The organism is Verrucomicrobium sp. BvORR034, from assembly GCF_000739635.1.
Classification (GTDB): domain Bacteria; phylum Verrucomicrobiota; class Verrucomicrobiia; order Verrucomicrobiales; family Verrucomicrobiaceae; genus Verrucomicrobium.
In genome coordinates, this window is record NZ_BATQ01000064.1 from 1 (window position 1) to 19438 (window position 19438).

The 19438-nt window shown below is 60.4% G+C and carries 15 protein-coding genes and 1 pseudogene; 9 read left to right on the forward strand and 7 right to left on the reverse strand.

Annotated features, from left to right (window positions below):
- The 4 genes and pseudogenes from BV034_RS11415 to BV034_RS11430 form a co-directional block, all read left to right on the forward strand.
- Positions 1–904: pseudogene (locus BV034_RS11415) on the forward strand (AAA family ATPase); the annotation flags it as partial.
- A 55-nt stretch (positions 905–959) separates the two neighbouring features.
- On the forward strand, positions 960–2219 hold the full coding sequence (locus BV034_RS11420) for an adenylate/guanylate cyclase domain-containing protein (protein WP_050027085.1): 1260 nt from the start codon (positions 960–962) through the stop codon (positions 2217–2219).
- A gap of 96 nt (positions 2220–2315) precedes the next feature.
- Entirely contained in the window at positions 2316–2924 is a 609-nt protein-coding gene (gene recR, locus BV034_RS11425; protein WP_050027086.1) for a recombination mediator RecR, read from the forward strand.
- Between the two features lie 99 nt (positions 2925–3023).
- On the forward strand, positions 3024–3620 hold the full coding sequence (locus tag BV034_RS11430) for a TIGR00645 family protein (RefSeq protein WP_050027088.1): 597 nt from the start codon (positions 3024–3026) through the stop codon (positions 3618–3620).
- Between the two features lie 421 nt (positions 3621–4041).
- Here the strand turns inward: BV034_RS11430 and BV034_RS11435 are convergent, their stop codons facing one another.
- Entirely contained in the window at positions 4042–4764 is a 723-nt protein-coding gene (locus BV034_RS11435; RefSeq protein WP_050027091.1) for an AraC family transcriptional regulator, read from the reverse strand.
- 282 nt (positions 4765–5046) lie between these two features.
- Here BV034_RS11435 and BV034_RS11440 point away from each other — a divergent pair, with 282 nt between their 5' ends.
- On the forward strand, positions 5047–7977 hold the full coding sequence (locus BV034_RS11440) for a PVC-type heme-binding CxxCH protein (RefSeq protein ID WP_050027093.1): 2931 nt from the start codon (positions 5047–5049) through the stop codon (positions 7975–7977).
- A gap of 401 nt (positions 7978–8378) precedes the next feature.
- On the opposite strand, the gene BV034_RS11445 is transcribed toward BV034_RS11440, so the two are convergent.
- The 4 genes from BV034_RS11445 to moeB all read right to left on the reverse strand — a co-directional run bounded on the left by BV034_RS11445 (position 8379) and on the right by moeB (position 13239).
- A complete protein-coding gene (locus BV034_RS11445) occupies positions 8379–8966 on the reverse strand; it encodes a DNA-3-methyladenine glycosylase I (protein WP_050027095.1) in 588 nt (195 codons plus the stop codon).
- 158 nt (positions 8967–9124) lie between these two features.
- Positions 9125–11005: a glucosamine-6-phosphate deaminase gene (gene nagB, locus BV034_RS11450; RefSeq protein WP_050027097.1), complete on the reverse strand. Its 1881-nt coding sequence runs from the start codon at positions 11003–11005 to the stop codon at positions 9125–9127.
- A gap of 112 nt (positions 11006–11117) precedes the next feature.
- The gene (gene eda, locus BV034_RS11455) at positions 11118–11783 is read right to left on the reverse strand and encodes a bifunctional 4-hydroxy-2-oxoglutarate aldolase/2-dehydro-3-deoxy-phosphogluconate aldolase (RefSeq protein WP_050027099.1); all 666 of its coding nucleotides are present in this window, start codon (positions 11781–11783) and stop codon (positions 11118–11120) included.
- Between the two features lie 280 nt (positions 11784–12063).
- Entirely contained in the window at positions 12064–13239 is a 1176-nt protein-coding gene (moeB, locus tag BV034_RS11460; protein WP_050027101.1) for a molybdopterin-synthase adenylyltransferase MoeB, read from the reverse strand.
- Positions 13240–13818: 579 nt separating this feature from the next.
- Between moeB and BV034_RS11465 the strand changes: the two genes are divergently transcribed.
- From BV034_RS11465 to lpxI, 4 genes are all read left to right on the forward strand, one after another.
- Positions 13819–14118: a hypothetical protein gene (locus BV034_RS11465; protein ID WP_050027103.1), complete on the forward strand. Its 300-nt coding sequence runs from the start codon at positions 13819–13821 to the stop codon at positions 14116–14118.
- A gap of 240 nt (positions 14119–14358) precedes the next feature.
- Positions 14359–14646 (forward strand): hypothetical protein, encoded by a 288-nt coding sequence (locus BV034_RS11470; RefSeq protein ID WP_050027105.1) that lies wholly within the window; start codon positions 14359–14361, stop codon positions 14644–14646.
- A 72-nt stretch (positions 14647–14718) separates the two neighbouring features.
- Positions 14719–15522, forward strand: coding sequence for a TatD family hydrolase (locus BV034_RS11475; RefSeq protein WP_050027107.1), 804 nt, complete (start codon positions 14719–14721; stop codon positions 15520–15522).
- 106 nt (positions 15523–15628) lie between these two features.
- On the forward strand, positions 15629–16465 hold the full coding sequence (gene lpxI / locus BV034_RS11480) for a UDP-2,3-diacylglucosamine diphosphatase LpxI (protein ID WP_050027109.1): 837 nt from the start codon (positions 15629–15631) through the stop codon (positions 16463–16465).
- A 1024-nt stretch (positions 16466–17489) separates the two neighbouring features.
- Here the strand turns inward: lpxI and BV034_RS11485 are convergent.
- On the reverse strand, positions 17490–17834 hold the full coding sequence (locus tag BV034_RS11485; RefSeq protein WP_050027111.1) for a VOC family protein: 345 nt from the start codon (positions 17832–17834) through the stop codon (positions 17490–17492).
- Between the two features lie 89 nt (positions 17835–17923).
- A complete protein-coding gene (locus BV034_RS11490; RefSeq protein WP_050027112.1) occupies positions 17924–19291 on the reverse strand; it encodes a hypothetical protein in 1368 nt (455 codons plus the stop codon).
- Positions 19292–19438: the final 147 nt, after the last annotated feature.

Consider the following 19438-nt stretch of genomic DNA (forward strand, 5'->3'; position numbering starts at 1 on the left):
CCAAATTCAGATGATGTTTGAGATGCGGAAAGGGGACGGGCCCCGCCGCCAGGTGGTGAACACCCGCAACATCCTCTTTGTCGTGAGCGGGGCCTTCGGTGGTCTGGAGAAGATCATTGAGCGTCGCGTCAGCAAGGGGAGCATTGGTTTCGGTGCCGCCGTGCGGGAGGATGTGATCTCTGGCACGCCTTTGCGCCTGGCTCGCACCCAGGATTTTATCGACTACGGCTTCGAGGCAGAGTTCATCGGACGTCTGCCCGTGCGGGTGGTTTGTGACTCCCTGACTGCGGACGATCTCTTCGACATCATGAAGAGCAGCGAGGGGAGCCTGATCCGCCAGTTCGAGCGCGAGTTTCAGGCCTATGGCATTCATGCTACCTTTGACGACAGTGCGCTGCGGGTGAAGGCCCGCCAGGCGGCCGAGGAGAAGACTGGCGCGCGTGGTCTGATGACCGTGTGGGAAAAGTCTCTGCGTGACTTCAAGTTCGAGCTGCCTTCTTTGGGATTGAAGGAACTGCTGGTGGATGAGACGCTGCTGCGCGATCCAGATGCCGCCCTGGCCCACTGTCGGGACAAGGCACAGAACGTGCAGGTGAGCGCTGCCGCCCGGGAGGTGGAGGATTTCGCCCAGAGCTTCAGCCACGACTATGGCCTGGAGATCCGGTTTGAGTGGGATGCGGCGAAGCTTCTGGTGGAGCGTAGTGCCCGGGAAGGAAGCACGGTGGCTGAGCTTTGCCGGAAGATGTTCAAGGACTACCCCTTCGGACTACAGCTCATCGCGAGCAACAATGCAGAAAAATCATTTGTGCTTCCGTTGCGGGCGGTGCAGGAGCCAGACAAATACTTGAGCGATCTGGTGGTGGCATCTTACCGCCGTGCGCATGGCAACGATCAAAGCAAATAGATAAAGCAAGACTATGGGACGCAGTTGGGCGGCTAGTTTGATTTTGGGAGCAGTAGTGAGTGCCGCCCTCGTGGGCGTTTTCCACCTGACTGGCTTTTTCAGCGACAAGATGTCGCAGCTGGAGGAGTTCTACCGGAGCATCTTCATCCTTCCGGTGGAGGGGCCCTTGAAGTTCATGGTGCCGTTGCAATATGGCTTCATCACATTGATGGCCTACATCTCCTCCTGGGTGTGCATCGAGCTGCCGCGTCGTTCCAGCAAGGTCGCGTTCATCATCGCCTCGGCATTCTTGACGCTGCTGCTTTCTCCCATCCTGGCATTCTGCGGCATCCTTTTTGAGCCGCTCTCCGCCGTGCTGGCGGTGGTGGCGACGGGGCTGGGTGGCATCATCTTCGGTCACGTGGATCCAGGCTGGCAGCGGCACAAGCTGTTCCGCTACTTCGTCGGACGCGTCTCCACGGAGAACTTTGAGCGTCTGATCAATGCGAAGGACGACTCCATGCTCACCGGAAAGCGGGAGTTGACGGTGCTGACCTGCCGCATCCTGAACTATCCGGATCTCGCCAACCAGATGGAGCCCAAGGATCTGGAGCAACTCGGCTCGCTCTTCCTGCAGGTGACTGGGGAGTTCATGGTGGCCAAGGGGGCCTATCTGGACACCTGCACGGCGGATGGCGTGCGCGTCTTCTTTGGCATGATGGACAAGAATGGCGGCACCCACGCCATGGACGCCTGCAAGTCGGCGCTGGAACTGAAGCAACGCCTCGTGAACCTGGACCAGGAGATCCAGAACCGCTGGCACCGGAAGCCCGCCTTCGGCGTGGCTCTGGCCACTGGCCAGATGAGCGTGGGCCGCTTTGGCTTCCGCGAGTTTGAATTCTACAGCGCCGTGGGTGAGCCGCTTGACTTCAGCCGCCGTCTCTGCGCGGTGAACCTGGTGTACGGCAGCCACTTGCTCATCTCTGCCCGTACGTTCCACCTCACGAAGGAGAAGGTGGAAACCCGTCCGATGGAAATGGTCTATGCGCCGAAGCTGCACCAGATCTCCGAAGTTTACGAACTGCTGGCAGAAAAGGGCAAGCTCAGCGAGGAGGAATCCAAGGCCCGCGATGCCTTCTGGCAGGGCGTGGTGAGCCTTCGCAAGGGCAACTACAAAGAAGCGGTGCAGCAGCTCATGCAGGCTCGCATCGACACCCGCGAAGATCCGCCGCTGAAGTATTTCCTGGAGCGCGCTGAGGCTGGCATGAAGGATGAAAGCAGCGCAGACATGAAGGGCGTCTCCCGCCATGTGCGTCTGCTGACGGTGAATCCGTAGGCCGCCAGTCAGTTGTGAACCGTTAAAATCTCTCCCGCCGGGTTGCCCTGCACCCGGCGGTTTGCTTTTTCACATCCTTCTCCGACTGTCTATCTTATGCCTGCGCTGGACTATCCCGCCCCTATCCGGGAACTCATCCTTCAGATGAAGTCGCTCCCTGGCATCGGCCAGCGGAGCGCGGAGCGGCTGGTGCTTTGGATGATGGGGCGGGGCCATGCCCGGGCGGCTGAGCTGGCGCGTGCGCTGGTGCAACTGGAGCAGCGGGTGGGGATCTGCTCAGAGTGTGGGTTTTTCATCGAGCGGGACTCGGCCTGCGGTCTGTGTGAAAGCGACAAACGGCAGAAGACGGTGCTCTGCGTGGTGGAACAAGCGGCCGATGTGCTGCGGCTGGAGCGCAGCGGAGCCTTCTCAGGCCTGTATCATGTGCTGGGAGGGCGCCTGTCCCCGCTGGACAACATTACACCTTCTGACCTGCGCATTCGTGAGCTGGCGGCGCGGGTGCCTGCCTTGGGGGTAGAGGAGGTGATCCTGGCCCTGAGCGCGGACGTGGAAGGGGAGGCGACTTCCAACTACCTCGCCGACTCCCTGCGCCCTCTGGGGGTGAAGGTGACCCGGCTGGCCCAAGGGATGCCGGCGGGAGGCGGGTTGGATCACGTGGATGAAATGACGCTGCATCATGCCCTGAGCGGTCGTCGTGCGATGTAGGACGTCTGATTGGCGCGCTTCATGGGAAGCCGGGCAGGTTGTCACGTTCCTGGGTGCACGGTTGACGAGCCCTGAACTCTTGCTCTAAATCTCCCGCGCATGACCCCCCCTTCTTCCAACGGATTTCGCACGACCCTTAGCAGCCTCATCTTCCTGAGCCGGTGGTTGCAGGCTCCACTCTATCTCGGCCTGATTCTCGCCCAGGGGGTGTATGTCTGGGTGTTCCTCAAGGAGCTGTGGCACCTGGTGGGACATGCTCCCGTCATCAAGGAGCAGGAAATCATGCTCATCGTGTTGGGGTTGATCGATGTGGTGATGATCGCGAATCTGCTCATCATGGTGATCATCGGGGGCTATGAGACCTTCGTATCGCGACTGGATCTGGACGGGCATCCAGACCAGCCGGAGTGGCTCTCACATGTGAACGCAGGGGTGTTGAAGGTGAAGCTAGCCACCGCCCTGATCGGCATTTCGTCCATTCACCTGCTCAAGAGTTTCATTGATGCCAACAGCAAGACGTTGCACGAGCTCTTCTGGCAGACATGCATTCATTTTACCTTCCTGATCTCTGCCCTCGTTCTCGCGTGGATTGACAAGCTGACGAGCCACCCTGCTGCGCATGGGAATGGGGTGGAGAAGGGCAAGGGCAATGGAAATGGCGGCCAGATGCACGAGGCCGACAAGGCTGGGGTGTAAGGGACACAGAAGACTGGAAGACCTGAGCTGGCGCTCCTGCGGACGGGGGCCAGCGATCCGATCGCCACAACTCCTTCGGAGTAGATGTCATTGTTTGTCAACCCAACGTAGACTCGCCGGAGGCTCGTCAACGTTGGGCTTGTGGCCGCATCCTCTTCGAGGAAGAGCTTCTTCTGAGCGGATGGGCTACATGGACTACTCGTCGACTGACTGGCCATAGTCTCTGAACGCGTCGGTAAAGTGGTGTCCCCGAACGTGCGGCAACGGACTGTTATTATCGCACCCAGCAGCCAACCATCCTCTCAACGACACTGCCAAACCCGGTACGATTTCCCGTGTCGTCCCAGTCGCCTGCCGACCCTGCTCCCCATCTTGTAAATCCTTCCGAAATCTTGTTAATCCTGTCTCTCCAAAGCTCCCGCTAACCTGCCCGCAACCGGAACTGCCGCTGATACCTCATGGGTGTGAGCCCCACATGCTTCTGGAACTGCTGAGTGAAGGAGCTCTGGTCGCAGAAGCCCATCTCCATGGCCACCTCGCTGATCTGGCGGTCTTCATGCTGGAGCGCTTCACAGGCGGCCTGGATGCGCAGCTTCATGATGAAGGCCTGCGGGCTGCTGCCGAATGTTTCCACGAACTTGCGATGCAGCTGGCGCGGGGAGAGGTGGACGAGCTCGGCCAGCTCGCTGATGGTCACCCCGGTGCGGAAATGCTGGCGGATGTAGTTCACCGCCTTGTCGAGCTGCAGGTAGGGCTGCATGACCTGCTTGCGCCCTTCATAGCTCTGCACGGAGCCCATGATGCCGATGGGCTGGCCCTCGCGGTTGAAGAGGGGCAGCTTGTTGGTCACAAACCAGTCCGGGATGCCCTGCTGGGTGAAGAACAGCTCCATGATGTTGAGCTTGGGCTGACCGGTGGAGAGCACCACTTCATCATCCTTGCGGAAGTTCTCCGCCAGACGGGTGGGAAAGATGTCGAAATCATTGTGACCAATGATCTGCTTTTCCTCGGTAAACCCAAACCTCTCGTAGAAGCGACGGCTGGCGGCAATGAACCGGAATTCACGGTCTTTGGCGAAAAAGGACACCTCCGGCATGTGGTCAAACAACCGGTGGAAGGCGGAGTCCGGTGAGATCTGCCGCATGAACTGGTCTCTTGCCGAGAGCAGTTCTTCCTGAGTTTGCGGTGTTGGATGGTGTAAGCCCACGTGTCTGATTTAGCACACTTGTGCCGGGAGTAAAAGCTTCATCTACAGACCGTTTGGTCCAAAAACAAGTCCTTGCAATTGGAGTGATGGGTCCGATTTCACCCTTTTTTGTGCCAAGATTGAGGGTGGGGTGCTGTCTGATTCCCCATAAAACATGTCAGCACAAAGGAATCGCAGAAAGGCGTTGTTTGTGGCGAAATTCAAGTGCCCACGAAAACCATGAAACGCTTCCTCGCTTCCTTGTTCAGCCTTGCCTGCGCCGCTCCGATTCTGGCGGCGGCGGGACCCTTGCGCGTGCTCTACTACGATGCCAGCGGCACCGAGCAATCGCAGTTGGGCCCGCTTCATTCCGCCATGGCCGAACTCGGACGGGATGCAATCTACTTCGACTATGTGGCTGGCAAGGACCTGACGCCGGAACTGGCGGCTCGCTACCAGATTGCCATCGTATCTGGCTCGGGCGCTGACGTTACCGCTGTGCCATCGAAGGGGCGCATCGATCTCAGCGGTGGGGAAACTCCCGTGCTTATTCGTGAGAAGGTGGTTGCAGTCGCCCGCGAGCTCGGGCTGGAGAAGGACTGGCAGGCCTTTCTGGCCCAGCGTGAGCCGGAGATCCGGGAGAAGAACGCGAATGTGGCCAACTACGAAAAGCGGCCCGAGCCGCTGACGTTTCAAAAGCCCTTCAACGTGAAGGGCAGCATGGAGCGCACCCAGGTGCCTGCCGATCTGAAGCTGCAACTCTTTGCGTCCGAGCCGGACATTCGCAAACCCATCGCCATGGCCTGGGACGACCGCGGCCGCTGCTGGGTGGCAGAGACCAGCGACTATCCGCATGGGGTAAATCCTGAGGGACGAGGAAATGACACGATCCGCATCTGCGAAGACACCGACGGGGACGGTCGCGCGGACAAATTCACGGTCTTTGCCGACAAGCTCAACATTCCCACTGCGATCGTGTTTGCCAATGGTGGCATCATCGTCTCGCAGCCGCCGCGTTTCCTGTTCCTGAAGGACACCAATGGCGATGACAAGGCCGATGTTCGGGAGGAAATCCTCACCGGCTGGGGGATCGGCGACACACACGCCCAGGCCAGCAACCTGCACTATGGTTATGACAACTGGCTCTACGGTGCGGTGGGCTACTCGGCCTTCAAGGGCACCGTGGCGGGGAAGGCGATCGAGTTTACCCAGGGCACCTACCGCTTCAAGGCAGACGGCTCCGCGCTGGAGTTCCTGCACCAGTTCACAAACAACACGTGGGGGCACAGTTACAACGCTGCGGGGGACCAGTTTGGCGGCACGGCCAATGGCGCGCCCCTCTTCTACGGAGGCATTCCTAGAACTGTGGTTCCCGAGGGTGTGCGGACGATGACGGCCAAGAAGATCAACCTCGTGGAGAAGGCCCACACCATCACGCCGAACTTCCGCCAGGTGGATGTGTTTGGCGGCTACACCTCCGCGGCGGGTTCGAGTTTCCTCTATTCCAAGAGCCTGCCATCCCGCTTCCAGGGCTGTGCCATGGTGTGTGAGCCGACACTGAAGATCATCTCCCTGATGAAAGTGGTGCCTGAAGGCGCGGGCTTTGCGGCGAAGGACGCCTACAACCTTGTGGCCAGCACCGACGAGTGGATGTCGCCTGTCTTTGCCGAGGTGGGGCCAGATGGTGCGGTCTGGTTTGCCGACTGGCAGAACTTCATTATCCAGCACAATCCCACGCCCAGCCAGGAGCGCGGCGGCTACAAAGCCACCACCGGCCCTGGTGGGGCGCACGTGAATGACTTGCGCGATCATGAGCGCGGACGCATCTATCGCATCGTGGCGGCCGATGCCCCAGTTCGCAAACCGGCGCAGTATCGCGGGGCGAGCGCAGCGCATCTCGTTGCCCTGCTGGATGACGATGTGCAGTACACCCGCTTGCACGCCCAGCAGCGCCTGGTGGAGGGCAAGGTGATCGATGCCGTGCCTGCACTAAAGCAGAAGGTGCTGGCCAATGATGGCGACATTGGGGCCATCCATGCTCTCTGGGCTCTCCAGGGACTGAGTCAGCTGGATGAATCCACCCATCGTGCTGCCCTCCTGGCCAAGGCTCCCGAACTGCGTCGCAACGCCATCCGCGCTCTCGGCGCCGATCTGAAAAGTCAGAGCCTGTATTTTGGCGCCGGGGTGGTGAGTGATCCCGATCTGACCACCCGCCTGGCCGCACTGGTGAAGTTGGGCGAGTTTCCCACCACACCGGAGATCAAGACGCTGGTCGTTAGTCTGGCCTCGGATGCTGCAGTGAAGAGTGATGAATGGTTGCGAGAGATGAACCGGGCGCTGGAGAAGAAGCACGGGGTGAAGGCCTACAAGCTAGGGCCGAATCTGTTGCCGAATCCAGGATTCGAGGTGCTGGCGACCAACGGTCTGCCCGAGGGGTGGGCGCGCCGTGACTACGGCTCCGGCCGCAATCCTGGCAATCAGGGCGCGGAGTGGAAGGTGGTGTCCGGCGAGGGCAACACTCACTCTGGTAGCAACGGCGTCCGTTGCGTCACTCGCGCGGATGCTGATACGAGCCTGTATGCGGATGTGCCAGTGAAGCCCAACACGGAGTACCGCCTGGCCGGATGGATCAAGACTCATGCCTTCAGAGGCAAGGCCAGCCTGAATGCCCATAGCACTCCGGTGGAGACGGACAAGGTGCAGCGGAACTTCAACTGGAGCGAGGTGGAGGTGGTGTTTAACTCCAAGGATCGCACCCGTCTGAGCATCAACATCCTGCATGTGGCGAAGGGCGATGCGATCTTTGACGATGTGAGCCTGTGTGAGGTGCTGCCTGGCGAGGCCGCCGGGGACGCTCTATTGACGGGTGATGTGAAGCGAGGAGCAAACATCTTCTGGACCCATCCTGTGGCGGCTTGTGTGAACTGTCACATGCTCGGCGGGAAGGGCAGCGCGGTGGGGCCGGCACTTGATGGCATCGCCAGCCACAAGGACGAGGCCTACATCCAGCAGAGTCTCCTCGAACCCAATGCGAAGCTGGCCGAAAGTTACACCGCTACGCCGATCTCCCCGATGCCTCCCATGGGGTTGATCCTGAAGCCGCAGGAGCTGGCGGATGTGCTGGCGTTCATGTTAAGCCTGAAGGAGGGCGTGGCTGCCGCGCAGAAGTAGGAGAAGAGACAGAAGACTTGAACTCCCGCACCCGCGGGAGCGAGGGGGAGGCTGGCAGTCGCGGCCTCTCGAATCATCCGTGGCGAGGTCCCGGGAGTAGTCCGACGGGCCCCGTCGGTTGGGGAACGGAGGAGTTGGAGGTTCGAGGAACCAAGGTGTGGGTACGGCTGACCGGTGATCGCGTGACCACCTCCAAAGAGAGGCTTCAGCAGTGCCTGCCAAGGAACCTTTGGGGCCGCTGCGAACCAGACCGCCGCGACTCCTTCGGAGTCGTTTCGCTACCTCACCTACCCAACGTAGACTCGCTGGAAGCTCGTCAACGTTGGGCTTTCTTCGTTTGTGTGAACAGCAAAAGTAGTCACGGGCTTCAGCCAGTTCAGTCACGCCATTGGGCCCCCGTTTCAAACCTTGCGCTTTACCGTCTTCCGTACTTCGCGGAATCGCGGGCAGCTCACCAGATGATCGTTCACCATGCCCACGGCTTGCATAAAAGCGTAGCAAATGGTGGAGCCCACGAAGGTGAAGTCCTTCTTTTGAAGCGCCTTGCTCAAGCGATCACTCACCTCGGTCTTCGCTGGCACTTGGGAAGTTGCCTCGAACTCATTCTGCACCGGCTTGCCGCCGACGTGATCCCAGAGGAATTCCGAAAACGCATCCAGGCTCCCGTTGAAGTGCACCATAACGGCGCGGGCGTTGCGCACTACGGCGGCCACCTTGAGCTTGTTGCGCACGATGCCAGGATCCAGCAGGGCGTGGTCAATGTGCTTCTGAGTCCACTTGCTCAGCTTGGCAGGATCAAAGTTCTCAAAAACCCGTCGATAGCCCTCACGCTTGTGCAGCACGGTCCTCCAGCTCAGCCCGGCCTGGGCTCCTTCCAGGTTGATCATCTCAAACAGGTGATGACCATCCTTCGTCGGTACGCCCCATTCTTCATCGTGATAGGCCACATAGAGAGGATCATCAGCAGGGCACCAGGGACAGCGGGACATGGGGGAGCTAGTTATGAATTATGAATTATGAATGCGGAATGCGGAATGCGGAATGCGGAATGCGGAAACTGAATGCGCAAGTTGGGATAGCATAAGAAGGCCTCCTGACAACGAGTGTCAGGAGGCCTGGGGATGGTTGCGACTGAGAAGGAGGGGAGCTAGGCGCGGCGGTTGCGCTGGAAGCTCTCCATGGCTTCGTAGTTGGCGAGGCCGAGGGAGTCGTACTGCTCTGCGGTGGACTGGTTGCTGCGCACGACGTCCTTCTCGATGGTGGTCAGCGACTGGTATCGTGTGTGGGAGCGGGCCTTGCGCTCGAGCTGGTTGGGGCTCATGGGCATGGCCATGTCGATCTCCCAGGGTTCGAGGGCTTTTTCCTTGCCGCGATAGAGCCAGATGGAGCAGGCCGCCGACCAGTCTTCACTTTGGAGCTCCGCCAGCGCTGCCTCGATGCCCCGGTAGCACAGGGCGGCCACGCTGGAGGGATCTGCCGCATCGCCCGTGGCATAGATCTGGTGAGGCTTGAACTCGCGCAGCAAGGTCACGATTTGTGCCGTGTCATCATGCGTGGGCTTGAAGCGGCGGTAGCGTCCTGCCTCGTAGAAGGCCAGGTTCAGGAACTGCACTTTCTCTGGCGGCAGGCCCAAGGCGTGGGCCGCATCGCGAAGTTCTCCACGCAGGATCAGGCTCTTGAGCTGGCGGACGGCGGGTGGGTCCTCACCAAAGGGGCCCTTCTCCTCCAGGAGGCGCAGAATGTGCCGGGCATACTCTGTCTGCTCGCTCCAGCCTTCGGGGGAGGCGGTGGCGAGTTCCTGCAGGATGCTGGCGAACTTGTCCGCCTCGCTATCGGGCACGCGCAGGTTGCCGCTGGTCATGCTCACGAGGCAGACATCGTGGCCCTGCTCGATGAGACGGTCGATGGTGCCGCCGATGCTGACAATGGCGTCCTGTGGCTCAGGGCTGAAGATGAGGGCGCGTTTCGGGTAGGGTTTGGCGCGCTCCGGGCGGAAGGTGTCGTCCGCATTGGGCTTGCCACCTGGCCAGCCGGAGATGGTGTGCTGGAGCTGGTTGAAGATGCGGATGTTGAGCTGGTAGGCCGGGCCCTGCTCGCTGAGCAGGTCAGAGAGACCGTGCTCGTTGTAGTCCTCGTCCGTGAGCTTCAGCACGGGGCGCTTGTAGGTGCTGGAGAGCCAGCAGACGGCGCGGCGCGTCTCGCTTGGGGACCACTTCACAGGGCCCACCAGCCACGGCAGCTTGATGCGCGTGAGCTCGCGGGAAGCCGCTTGGTCGATGAAGAAGCGGGCGGTGTCATGATCCTGCAGGAAGGAGGCGGAGACGGCATCCGTGACCGGGCCCTCCACGGCACGCGACACCACGCCAGCCTTGTTTTCACCCCAGGCCATCAGGACGATCTGCTTCGCTCGCAGGATGGTGCCCACCCCCATGGTGATGGCAAAGCGGGGCACGTTCTCCTCCCCGCGGAAGTCAGCCGCTGCGTCCTGGCGGGTGATGCGGTCCAGCGTGATGCGGCGTGTCAGCGACTCGCGGGAGGAGCCGGGTTCGTTGAAGCCGATGTGACCGGTACGGCCGATGCCCAGGATCTGGAAGTCCACGCCGCCGGCGGCGTCGATCATTTCCTCATACTGGCGGCAGTGCTCGAACACCTGGTCCCCTGGCACGGTGCCGCTGGGCAGGTGGATGTTCTCCTTCGGGATGTCGATGTGATCAAAGAGCTGATCACACATGAAGCGGTAGTAGCTCTCCGGGTGGTCGGAGCCCAGGCCGTAGTATTCGTCGAGGTTGAAGGTGATGACGTTCTTGAAGCTGAGGCCCTCCTCACGGTGCAGGCGGATGAGCTCGCGGTAGAATGGCACCGGGGTGGACCCCGTGGCCAGTCCCAGAATGGCGGGCTTGCCCTCCTTGTTGCGGGCTTCGATCAGTTCGCGCACTTCCTTGGCCAGAGAGGCGGCTGCGGCCGATGAGGATTCAAAGATGCTGGTGGGGACTTTTTCGTAGGCTTCGGCAGCGGAGCGTCGGTTCATGGTAGTGTGGTGAGGAAAGCAGACTGCAATGGAGGATATGTCTCGAAGCAGGGGAGTGTTACGGAATGAAGAGAACTCTCATCGCAGCAGAGGGGTCATCGCACCCCGGAGGTCATTCGTCGGTGCCCTCCTGGGGCTTCGAGCGGCGGATGAGATCGATGGTGCTGCGGGTGACGATGCAGGCGTCCGTCACGATGTCGTAGCGCTCGTTGGCGAGCCACTCCTTCCGGACCATCCACGTGCCACCCACCGCGATCACGGGTTTGAAGCCCAGGTATTCGCCCATGGTTTCCCGGGTGACTCCGCCGGTGGGAAGGAAGCGCATGTTTGGGAACGGTCCATGCAGAGCTTTGATGACCGTGATGCCGCCATACGCGCTGCTGGGGAAGAACTTCACGCACTCCAGCCCCAGCTTTACCGCCAGCATCACCTCTGTGGGCGTGCAGGCTCCGGGGATGATTGGCACGTTCTTGGACTGGCAGTGGCGGATGAGGCCTTCATCCATGCCGGGTGAAACGATGTACTTCGCCCCGGCGGCGATCGCTTCATCAGCCTGCTCAATGTTTAGAACAGTGCCTGCCCCCAGAAGGATGGACTCTTTGAGGCTGGCCATGCGGCGCAACACCTCGAGAGCCACGGGCGTGCGCAGGGTGACCTCGGCACAGGGCAGACCGCCATCGATCAGCGCCTCCGCGAGGGGTTCAGAGTGCGAAACGTCTGAGAGGACGATCGTAGGGACAACAGCAAGCTTCTCAATTTGGGCGAGAACTTCGTGCATGATTCAATCGGATGGTAGATTGCGCCGGACTTGCTTCAACTCGAAGAAAGTTTGGAGTAGATAAAAGTTACAAAATCATCAGATGAAGCGCACGAGCTTTTCCCAAGCACGGTATCGAATGGCCGTTTGAGCCCAGGTGTGACGCGAAGTTCGGGCGCGGTGATTGCAAAAAAGCCCGGAGGCATGGCTTCCGGGCGGACGGGAGGGGAATCGATGGCAGACAGGTGAGGACAGGCTCGGGCAGCCAGGAACTGCTGCGGTAGCCGCGCACCTTCCTGCATCAATACGTCGGCACAGTCGAATCAACCTCGTCGCTCCAGGCTAGGATGCCGCCGGTGACGTTCCACAGATCCTTGTAGCCCTCTTGCTGAAGCAGGCCCAGGGCCTTTGCGCTGCGCATGCCACTGCGGCAGTGGATCACCACCTTCTGGTCCTGCGGCACCTCATCCAGACGTTCGGCCAGCTGACCCAGCGGGATGAGGGTGGAGCCGGGAATACGGGCGATCTCGAACTCGTAGGGTTCACGCACATCCAGCAGGAAGAAGGTCTCCCCGTTGGCCTGCATGGCCTGGAGATCCTTTACGGTGATAGCGGGGACGTCGGGAGTGGTGGGGGAGCTCATGGTGGGTTGGTTCTGAGAAGGCAGGCCGCAAAAGCCCTGATAGTCGATCGGTTCAGTGATGGTCGGTTGGTCGCCGCAGACCGGGCATTCGGGGTCGCGCCGGAGGTTAAAGGTGCGGAACTTCATGCTCAGCGTGTCCACATGCAACAGGCGGCCCACGAGGGGCTGGCCGATGCCGGTGATCAGTTTGATCGCCTCCGTCGCCTGCATAGTGCCGATCAGGCCTGGCAGCACACCAAGCACCCCTCCCTCTGCACAGCTGGGCACCAGCCCAGGAGCGGGTGGCTGTGGGGCCATGCAACGGTAGCAGGGGCCGCCCAGGTGCGGGGCGAAGACGCTGCACTGCCCTTCAAACCGCAGGATGGAGCCATACACATTCGGTTTCTTCAGAAAGACAGCCACGTCATTGCTGAGGTATCGGGTGGGGAAGTTGTCGGTGCCGTCGATGATCACATCGTAGTCCGCCGCCATCGCCATCGCGTTTTCGCCGGTGAAAACGGTCCGGTGGAGATCGATTTGCACATGGGGATTGATCTGGTGGAGCCGGTCCCTGGCAGACTCGAGCTTCGGCCGACCCACATCCGCGGTGCCGTGCAGGATCTGCCGTTGCAGGTTGGACACATCCACCACATCGGCATCTACCAGACCGATCCGCCCCAGCCCGGCCGCCGCCAGGTACATGGCAATGGGGGAGCCCAATCCGCCAGCGCCGATACAGAGCACCCCACCGGCCTTGAGCCGACGTTGGGCATCGATCCCGAACTCCGGGATGCTCAGATGCCGCGCATATCGGCGCAACTCATCGGGGGACAGGGCTGGAAGGGGATCAGACATGAAGCGGGGCAGCGGGAGAAAGCAGCCGGACAGGCTCGATGGAGGCGGCCGGGTGGGTTCTCAAGGTACGTCCAGACCGCGGATTGCAACCGGGGAAAATGACTCAGAGGAGGGGAGCAACCTGGGACGGATGGCGAAACGGGACCGCCCCATCAGAGTGCTGCGACAGTCCCGAAAATCGGTTGGAAACAGGGGGCGGCGTGGCGGAAAAAGTCCGGCGGTTGTTTCCTCCAAAAAAATATTTATAGGCGAGCTGCAGATAGCTCCTGAGTGCAAATTTTAAGAAACTAGAAACGCATGCGCTGTTGTAACAAAGAGTTAATCCATGGGATAGATGAAATAGGGGTTATGCTGGCGCTTGCAAATATTATGGGAAATTACACATGTTCAACGGCTGAGAATGGTGGTTGACTCCATGTACTGGTAAACTGTGTCAAAAAAAGGAGGTGTTGTGGGGGAAATAATGTGTCAACGAAATCTATGGTGTCGAAATAGTTTCCAACTGAAGATTATTGATGGTGAGGGGGTTATGAGAAATTATTCCTCGACGTGTGAGCCAAAATGAGGCATTTAGCGCACATGACTTCGAAGCGTGTGCAGATCCCACTGCGGCGGACCGTCAAGCCCAAGGGCTCCTGGCTGATGGCCATCCTTGTACTTGGTTCGGGGCTGGCGATGGCGACCCTTTCTGTTGGGTTCGGTCTCTGGATGATTCTGGAACTAATAGACGCCAACCGAGCAGGAGTGGCTAACTCGCAGCCTAAGAAGCAGGAGGTGCGCATGGTGCAAGCCAGTGCACCCAAACCCGATCCTCAGCGGTACGCCAAGACCGCGAGTGTGGATACGATCCGCTTCTCGATTGAGCAGGGGGTGGAGTAGTCTCTTTTGAGGGGGTAGGCCGGGCCGCCAAGGCGTGGACCGGTCAAGGCTGCTTTGTCAGCCGGAAATCCGTCAATTCTGACGCGTGAGCGGCGGTGCAGGGTGCGTGAGGCACCTCAAGTGGGTGGGGCTGCGGGCAAAAACCAGCGTCCCGGACGGTTAGGTGTCCAAAATACTTGATTCGACGGCATTGTCTGTCGTATCCCGTCTTTTGCACTTGCCGCTTTCTCACGCTCACTCATGAACACCTGGACGCCTCCTGTGAATGTGAATCTTGTGGACCTCGGGTTCATGGATTCGCGAAGCAAGCTTATTGATCTCGCTGCCTTTTTGGATCGTGTGCAGCGGGTTGGGCAGGAGGGGGACTTCCGTGTGGCTGCGCTGAAGCAGGCCATTCAGCTCCTGGCGGGCGATCAGCCCGAGCGGGCCCGGAACATCTTGTTGAGCTTTAGCGATCCCAGCATGGAGCCGATCCCCAAGGCTACGACCCAAGGGGCGGTAGGAGCCGTTCCTCCCGCTCTGGGCTGAGCCCTGCTGGTTTGTTTCGCTCTGTTGCTCCCGCTTCCGTCTTTCGCGTCTGCTTCTTCTTCCCTACTCAAAATGCCTTACATCGAGCCTCATGGTCACATGGTCAGCCGCACCACGGATGACTACGAAAAGCTGGCTCTGGCCGGGTGTGAAACCATCTGTGAGCCTGCTTTCTGGGCGGGGTTTGACCGCGCCAGCGCCCAGGGATTCTACGACTATTTCCGTCAAATCACCGAGTACGAGCCCAAGCGCGCAGCCCGCTTCGGCATCAAGCACTACACCTGGCTCTGCATCAATCCCAAGGAGTCAGAGGATCTTGAGCTGGCGGATGATGTGCTGGCGCTCATCCCGCAGTTTTTGGGCAAGCCCAACGTGCTGGGCATCGGTGAGATCGGTCTGAACAAGAACAGCCGCAATGAACTTCAGGTGCTGGAGAAGCACATCCAGATCGCGGCAGACTACGACCAGCTCATTCTGGTGCACACGCCCCATCTGGAAGACAAGCTCAAGGGCACTCGATTGATTTTGGACGCGCTCAAGAACCACTCCAAGATCACGCCAGACCGCGTCATCATTGATCACGTGGAAGAGCACACCATCAACCTCGTGCTGGATCAGGGCTTCTGGGCGGGCATCACCCTGTACCCAGAGAGCAAGTGCACGCCGCATCGTGCAATTGACATGCTCGAGGCCCACAGCGGCGAGCGCATTTGGATGAACTCAGCGTGTGACTGGGGCATCAGTGATCCCATGGCCGTGCCCAAAACTATGCTGGAGATGAAGCGCCGTGGCTGGAGCCCGACCGCCATCCAGCGGGTGGCCTATGACAACCCCGTGACCTTCATGAAGCAGAGCGGGAAATTTCATCTGGACTGAGTGCCACGTGCGGGTTCCAGGCGGCCGGAGAGGGTGGCTGCACAGTTGATTTGGCGCACAACCGCGTCTAACTAGCTGACCGGCTTCTGCCCTTCCACCGCTTCCAGTGTCTGCCTCGCCTCCTCCGTCCACCATCGCCCTGATCGCCGGCAACGGCGTCTATCCGGAAACGTTCGTCCGTGCCGCTCGTAAAGCTGGGGTGGATCGCCTCGTCGTGGCAGGGTTTCTTGATGAGACCCGCCTCGATCTCGAAGAGAGCGTGGATGCCATGGCCTGGTTCCGGGTGGGGCAGCTCAGCAAGATGATCGCCTTCTTCAAAAAAGAAGGGGTGAAGCACGTGGTGATGGTGGGCCAGATCGCCCCCAAGAATCTGTTCGACCTCCGTCCGGACCTGCGCCTGCTGATGATGCTGGCCCGTCTGAAGCGGCGCAATGCCGAGACCCTCTTTGGCGGCATTGCCGATGAGATGAAGAAGGACGGTATCGAGTTGCTTCCCGCGACGACGTTTCTGGAGGAGTTCATGCCCACCGCCGGTCATGTGGCGGGGCCCAATCCCAAAAAACGCCGCTGGGAAGACGCGGAGTACGGCTTCACCATCGCCAAGGCCTCCAGCAAGCTCGACATCGGACAGACCGTCGTGGTGCGCAACGGTACCGTACTCGCCGTCGAGGCCTTCGAAGGCACGAACGAAGCCATCAAACGTGGTGGCTCCCTGGGTAAGGGCAGTGCCACCATGGTCAAGGTGAGCAAGCCCAACCAGGACATGCGCTTTGACGTCCCAGTTGTAGGGCCTGACACCATCTCGACCGCCGCCGCCGCAGGAGTGGACGTGATCGCCGTCGAGGCTGGTATGACCTTGATCCTGGATCAAAGCGAAGTGTTTCGCCGGTGTGCGGAGTTGAAGGTGAGCCTGCTGGCGGTGGGGGAGGCGGGAGGTCGGTGATTCGGTAACTCAGTGCGTCAGTGCGTCAGTGCGTCAGTGCGTCAGTGAAGGGTTCGAGGAGTTTTTCATGGAAGTGTTGCAATCTGAGGTGTCATCCTAGGAGTCTTCGATATCCAGCGTCTGGATGCGAAGCATCTTTGGAGTGCGTGCGGGAACCGCCGCTTTGGCGGCACTTGTGATGGGCTAGAACCCTTCGCCATCCAGCAGAGTCTGGCGTGTTCGCCGCAGGGCTCCGGCGCTCGTCCGACACAGGACTCCTCAAAGCGGTGATGCTCACCGCAGTTCCAAGGATGCTCCGCATCAGGAGGAGGTGGCGTTTGGGCAGAGGGGGAAGAGTTTCTTGCCTCTGAAGTGGTGCCTGTGCCAAGAAGCCGATTCAGGGGACGAAGCATCTACACAACGCTTTCAGCGTTGATCGTTTCTCCAACTCTACCCAACGTTGACTCGCTTGAGGCTTGTCCAACATTGGGCTGGGCTACAAATCCCTTTCAGCGTCGATAACCGATTGAAATCGGAGCAGTGATCCTGGGAAGTAGCATGCTCCAGCGTCCTGCGCGTGGAGGACCAGAGCCTGTCGAAACTTGGTGACATCGGCGAGGAGGTGAAGCTTGCAGACGCTTCAGTTAGTGCCTCCTCACGTCGACAACTACAGGGGCGCTGGGTGGTGGGCGATCAAACACCAGTGGGTGGGAGGAGTGGCGCGAGCCATCGGGGTGGGTGCGGATAGAGAAGGTGTTTGAGGATTCCTTCTGCCGTGCGACCGCCAAGGCCGGTCGTAGTTGTCGACGTGAGGAGGCACTAGCTTCCCGGTATGCGATGTTTTCCCGGGGAGTGCTGCGAACTGCCCAAGGGTGGCTTTAGGGCCGCAAGGCGAGGTAGAATCAAACGCCACAGAATCTACTTCCCGATGAGGGATTAGCTTCGGACTGAAGGAGATAGTTCAGCCCGGGTTCCTTGGCGGTCGCTCCGAACTCGCAATTGGTTTGTTCTCCTTGGATCGGCAACTGCGTCCGGCTGTGCAGCCCTATCTCTTCCGTGTCAGCATGATCTCATTGCCTTCCGTGTCCACGCACATGGCGAGGTGAGGAGGTTCGTCGTCTTCAGGCTGGGGTTCGCGGACCAACTGGCCGCCAGCGGCCGCGATTTCGGCGGCACCGGCCACCACGTCAGGCACTTGAAAACTGAGGCCGGTCCAGGTGCGGGTGCCTTCTCCGCCGCCGTGGATGCCGATGATGCCGCCGGCGATCTGGATCTCACAGATATGCGGATTCTGGCGCAACACCGTGCCTCCCAGCACCTCTGTGTAGAAGCGCGCGGCTCGGTCCATGTCTGCGGCCCAGATGATGTATTTGACGCGTTCGACGATCATGCGGGCACTACAGCGCAGGACTGCCACAATGCAATCCAATGCGATGCCAGCATCAGGGCAGGTTGCTTTTAGTCGTGTGGTCGCGGTCCCTACTGTCGTCCCGGGGCGGGCAATGCGACGGAATTCCGGCCAAAGCTCAGGGCCTCCACCAGCCAATTGCGCATGGCCTTGAAGCCGCGTAGCAGGGTGCTGTCAGTCACCTTGGTGATACCGAAGTGTTCGGTGATGCGGCTGACGCAATCGCGATAACGGGGCAGCAGCACAAACGAGGTCCTGGACTTGCCGGAGCCGTCGTCCCGCGTCAGTGAAGGGTAGATGAGCCCTTGGGCAATGCCATCCGGTTGCGGGGTCGCGGCCACTGCCGTCTCACGCATGGGAAGGATGAGCCAGGGCCGATAGCGGAAGACCGCTGCGCCCTGGGCATTTCGCCCCAACCGGCCATAAGTGCGCGCAGGCGTGCCACCGATCTTGGTGGAGTTGAAGGCGCGAACCCCTGCCGCTACGTCTGTGGGGACTGCTTTGCGGGCCAGCAGAAGGTCCAGACCAAAGACATTGCCAAAGACCATGAGGCGGAAGGCCGGGCCGGCGATGAAGCAGGCTGGGATGATGATCAGAAGGCACACCAGCAGGCCCAAAGCAGGATGGATGAAGGCGCTGGCGGTGATGAGCCCCAGGACCCCCAGCTTCACCACCTTGAGCGCGGCATCCACAATGCCAAAGGGGGAGAGGGCGATGAGGACGTTGATGGCATGGCTGGAAAGCCACACCACAGCAAAGATGGCGAAGCCAATCGGTATGTAGAGGGCGGTCTTGACCCAGGTGAGATCCGTTGCGGCGAGCGCAGGCCCGGGGACTGGCAGAGTGGCAAAACCCATCTGCGCGGTCTGCGTGATCACGGCTGTGCTCTGGGCCGCGTCCTCTGGCTGCAGGGGGATGGCATTCATCTGCGCCATGGCTACGGCCACGAGCGGTACAAAGGCGGTGCTGGCCACCAGCGCGCTGGCCTTGTCTTCAAAGAGTTCGATGAAATCCAGGGGCTTCTTCACCAGCGGCGGAGCGGCCGCGCCCAGAAAATCCTTCAGAAAACAAAGTCCCAAGACCGCGAAACAACTGCCCCAGACGCCTGGATGGCAGTACCAGGGCAGTCGGGAGCGCAGGGCTTCCTCGGTGGCGAAGTACTTCCATGCTCCGACAGCGCTCACACCCAGCAGCGGACTGACGGCCGTGCCGGTGATCTGGGAGACCCCTTCGGCCAGGCCCACACCGGGCAGATGGGACAACGCGTCAGCAGTGCCCAGAGATGGGGCGGGCTCCGTCTTGGGCGGAGAGGTCGGCGTCGTTGTGGCCTCCGCGCTGGAATTGCGGGGCGGAGAGTCCGTGCTCGCGGCGCTCAGCAGCGAGCACGCCAGCAGCAGGGCCAGGGTCGCCACAAGGGGGAGTCGGGGGCGCGTGTTCATAAGTGGAACGGGGGAACTGGCACATTCCGACAGCGACCGGCCCGGATTTACTCAAAGGAACTGCCGGGTGGCAGCAGATGAAAATAGGAAGGAGGGCCGGTGAGGGCCCTCCTTCGACAGGAATACCTAGGATGATGGGTGCCTTTC